We start from the raw sequence: 3,217 nt of genomic DNA, 5'->3' as shown, positions 1-3,217 counted from the left end.
ATATTCTTAGGCGTCGGAAAATCTGGCTCTCCCAAGGTCAAAGAAAGGATATCCCTGCCTTCCGCTTTCAAAGCTTTCGCTCTGGCTGCCGCCGCCAAAGTCACACTTTCGTCCATATTTAAAACACGATTGGATAATTTCATAGCCCCTCCTTGCTGAGCAATGTCTTGCTTTCAAATCCGATATTGTAATAAGTGCTTCCAGACTTAATTTCCCAAACAGGCTGACCGTCTAAATAACCAAAAGTAGTCTTATCAATAGAGGTCGCTCCATTTTCCTTGGCCAGCTGCTCTGCCTCTGCCTGACTCATACCATCTTGCAACCGATAGACATGGATCTTGTTTGAATTTTTGGCAATCAGAACAGCTTCTTCCTCTTTTTTACTATTTGTCCCAATCAAGCTATAGTAGGACTCTTTGCCATTGTAAATCGAAAAGCTCGTCAGACTTTCCAAATCTGCATATTCCTTAGCGATTTTTTGAGAGCCCTCCTTGGCTGACTGCCAAGGCTCGATAGCAAGGTGCAAAATCGTAAAAAATGAAAAAACAAGCGCCGTGAGGACGAGGAAAAGCCCGATAGCATAGTGCCTTATAGGAAATTCAGCCTTTTCTTTAATTTTATGTTTCACTGAATCATTATACTACAAATAGCCTGATTTTTCTAGGACTTTTATCACATTTGCATTTATTACTACTTATTGATAAAATGTTGCTATGAAAATAACTGAAAACCTAGACAAGGATACTCTACTGGACCTCAAGACAATTATCGTGCTCCATAAGGCGGAGCGTACCATTCGTAATCTCGAAGCTCAAATTTTTAAAAAGCACAATTTGACGCCAACCCAATTTTCCGTTTTAGAAACCTTATATAGCAAAGGAGAGTTGCGGATTCAAGATTTGATTGATAGCATGCTGGCTACATCGGGAAATATGACGGTTGTTATCAAAAACATGGAAAGAGATGGCTGGATAAGTCGTAGCTGCGATCCCAATGACCGCCGCTCCTTCCTCATCCAACTAACCGACCAAGGACAGAAAAAAATCGAGGCTGTCTTGCCAGAGCACATCGCCAATATCAGCCACATGACTGCTCTACTCTCCCAAAACGACCAAGAAGAATTAGTACGTCTCTTAAAAACTTTCAAAAAGCTGAGCTAAATTATTGCTAATTAGTGACAATTGTTGTAACATGGATAGTAACAAGAGGGACACCTCTTAAATAAAGATAAAATGGAGGACACATGTATGTCTAAAGTACTATTTATTGTTGGCTCACTTCGTCAAGGTTCATTCAATCATCAGTTGGCAGCTCAAGCAGAAAAGGCTCTGGCTGGTAAAGCTGAGGTTTCCTATCTGGACTACAAGGATGTACCATTCTTTAACCAAGATATCGAAAGTCCAGCTCCAGCTGCTGTTGCCAAGGTTCGTGAAGAAATCCTTGCAGCTGATGCTATCTGGATCTTCTCACCTGTCTACAACTGGGCCATCCCAGGCGTTGTGAAAAACTTGCTCGACTGGACTTCACGCGCACTTGATCTGTCAGACCCTAGCGGTCCTTCTGCCCTCAACGCCAAAGTGGTGACTGTCTCATCTGTTGCTAACGGCACTTCACCTGATGAGGTCTTCAAGCACTACCGTAGCCTCCTTCCATTCATTCGTATGGATGTGGTTGATCAATTTACTGGTGTCGGTATCAATCCAGAAGCTTGGGGAACTGGTCAATTAGTCCTTTCAGAAGACAAGCTTGCTGAGCTGTCTGCCCAAGCAGATGCCCTCCTAGCAGCTATCAACTAAGATAAAATAAAAACATGAAGCAAGATTTCCCAGAAATACTGCTTCATGTTTTTTTATTTTAAGATAATAGCTGCGACGATTGGACTGACGATCACATACATGATTCCTGTCACGCCGATTGCAAGACCTGCCATAGCTCCAGCAACATGTCCATATTTAAAGGCTGTTCCGGTACCAACTGCATGCCCCGTGCCACCTAAAGCTAGACCAACTGCTACTGGATCCTTAATTTTTAGCAGTTTTAGAATAGTGGGTCCCATGACACTTGTCAAAATACCTGTTGCCACAACAACCACCAAGGTAACAGTTGTCAAGCCCTGCATTTTATCAGTAATACCCACTGCCATCGCTGTTGTGACAGATTTTGGGAATAGGGAAATCGCTAAAAAGAAGTCCATCCCAAAGAATTTTGCAAGCAGAGCCGTGAAAGTCGTATTGACCACTACAGCCACAAAGGTTCCTAGCAGGATACTGCGAGCGTGGTGTTTCATCAGGTGAAAGGTCTTATAAAGCGGAATTCCCAAAGCAACCGTTGACGGAACGATTAAATTATTCAAATAAGCCCCACCGACATAGTAATCCTTATAAGAAATTCCCGTTAATTTCAAAAAGGCAATGACCAAAATCGCCGCTAAAAGGAGAGGCGTTGTCAAAGGATGTGGAAATCTACGGAAAATCAGCATCCCGATGAGGTAGGCAAAAATAGACAAGGCGAGGCCAAATAGCGGGTTACTCCATAGATTAGACATGATCCATCCCTCCTTCCTCATAATCGCCTTCAAAATGCTGCTTGATGAACTGTACGACAAGGGCAATGACGATCACATTTAAAACAATGGCACCAAGAATAATCAAAACAATAGGCAACAGATAAGGAGCAATCACGTGAAATTTATCCATAATACCAACCGCTGGCGGCAGAAAAAGAATAGTCATATTGGCTAACAGGAAGTTTCCGACCATACTGACGTGGCGGAGCCTCAATAACTTAAACTGCAAAGCAAGAAATAGCAAGATTAAGCCGATAATACTACCTGGAATGGGAAGATGGAAGACACTTGATATCCCCTCTCCAATGATGGAAATCGAGAAAATAATCATCAACTGGACATATAATTTCATGCAGAACCTCCGAAACTTTCTATGTACAGTTTACTCCTTTTCAGAAAAATTTCAAGGTTTTTCTCAAATAAAAAAGATGGAAACGAATCCATCTGATTTCTTACATAATATCCTTACTTCTACATTCTACGGGTCTAGCATTAAACAAAGTGATTGTCGTTCTTCGTCCTGCTATCAAAAAAACGCCTTTAGGCGCTTCTTGAAATACAACGGAAGACATGGGATTCGAACCCACGCACGCTTTTACACGCCTACTGCGTTTCCAACACAGCCTCTTAAGCCTCTTGAGTAATCTTCCA

Annotated in this window: 5 protein-coding genes, 1 tRNA gene and 1 pseudogene; 2 read left to right on the top strand and 5 right to left on the bottom strand. The window is 42.2% G+C overall.

Annotation, left to right across the window (positions count from 1 at the left end; all coding sequences use genetic code 11):
* A pseudogene (locus tag Q0191_RS07605) lies at positions 1 to 143 on the bottom strand (aspartate aminotransferase); the annotation flags it as partial.
* Positions 140 to 628 (bottom strand): DUF5590 domain-containing protein, encoded by a 489-nt coding sequence (locus tag Q0191_RS07600; protein ID WP_297665281.1) that lies wholly within the window; start codon positions 626 to 628, stop codon positions 140 to 142. The gene Q0191_RS07600 and the pseudogene Q0191_RS07605, both read right to left, overlap by 4 nt.
* An 85-nt stretch (positions 629 to 713) precedes the next feature.
* Here Q0191_RS07600 and Q0191_RS07595 point away from each other — a divergent pair, with 85 nt between their 5' ends.
* Both Q0191_RS07595 and Q0191_RS07590 read left to right on the top strand, forming a co-directional pair.
* On the top strand, positions 714 to 1,160 hold the full coding sequence (locus Q0191_RS07595; RefSeq protein WP_297665279.1) for a MarR family winged helix-turn-helix transcriptional regulator: 447 nt from the start codon (positions 714 to 716) through the stop codon (positions 1,158 to 1,160).
* Between the two features lie 87 nt (positions 1,161 to 1,247).
* Positions 1,248 to 1,796, top strand: a complete 549-nt coding sequence (locus tag Q0191_RS07590; RefSeq protein WP_297665278.1) for an NADPH-dependent FMN reductase — start codon at positions 1,248 to 1,250, stop codon at positions 1,794 to 1,796.
* A gap of 53 nt (positions 1,797 to 1,849) precedes the next feature.
* Here the strand turns inward: Q0191_RS07590 and Q0191_RS07585 are convergent, their stop codons facing one another.
* From Q0191_RS07585 to Q0191_RS07575, 3 genes are all read right to left on the bottom strand, one after another.
* Positions 1,850 to 2,545 carry an LrgB family protein gene (locus Q0191_RS07585; RefSeq protein ID WP_015604519.1) on the bottom strand — a complete coding sequence of 232 codons (696 nt, stop codon included), beginning with the start codon at positions 2,543 to 2,545 and terminating at the stop codon, positions 1,850 to 1,852.
* Positions 2,538 to 2,918 (bottom strand): CidA/LrgA family protein, encoded by a 381-nt coding sequence (locus Q0191_RS07580; RefSeq protein ID WP_045499562.1) that lies wholly within the window; start codon positions 2,916 to 2,918, stop codon positions 2,538 to 2,540. The genes Q0191_RS07585 and Q0191_RS07580 overlap by 8 nt, the downstream gene beginning before the upstream one ends.
* A gap of 210 nt (positions 2,919 to 3,128) precedes the next feature.
* A tRNA-Ser gene (locus tag Q0191_RS07575) sits at positions 3,129 to 3,216 on the bottom strand.
* Position 3,217: the final 1 nt, after the last annotated feature.

Source organism: uncultured Streptococcus sp., from assembly GCF_938036805.1.
Classification (GTDB): Bacteria; Bacillota; Bacilli; order Lactobacillales; family Streptococcaceae; genus Streptococcus.
This window is presented reverse-complemented; position numbering and strand designations above follow the sequence as displayed.

What these genes read in the sequence shown, in the direction of transcription:
- Q0191_RS07595 (WP_297665279.1), top strand. Translation starts at nt 714, where the DNA reads ATGAAAATAACTGAAAACCTAGACAAGGATACTCTACTGGACCTCAAG.
- Q0191_RS07590 (WP_297665278.1), top strand. Translation starts at nt 1,248, where the DNA reads ATGTCTAAAGTACTATTTATTGTTGGCTCACTTCGTCAAGGTTCATTC.
- Q0191_RS07585 (WP_015604519.1), bottom strand. Translation starts at nt 2,545, where the DNA reads ATGTCTAATCTATGGAGTAACCCGCTATTTGGCCTCGCCTTGTCTATT.
- Q0191_RS07580 (WP_045499562.1), bottom strand. Translation starts at nt 2,918, where the DNA reads ATGAAATTATATGTCCAGTTGATGATTATTTTCTCGATTTCCATCATT.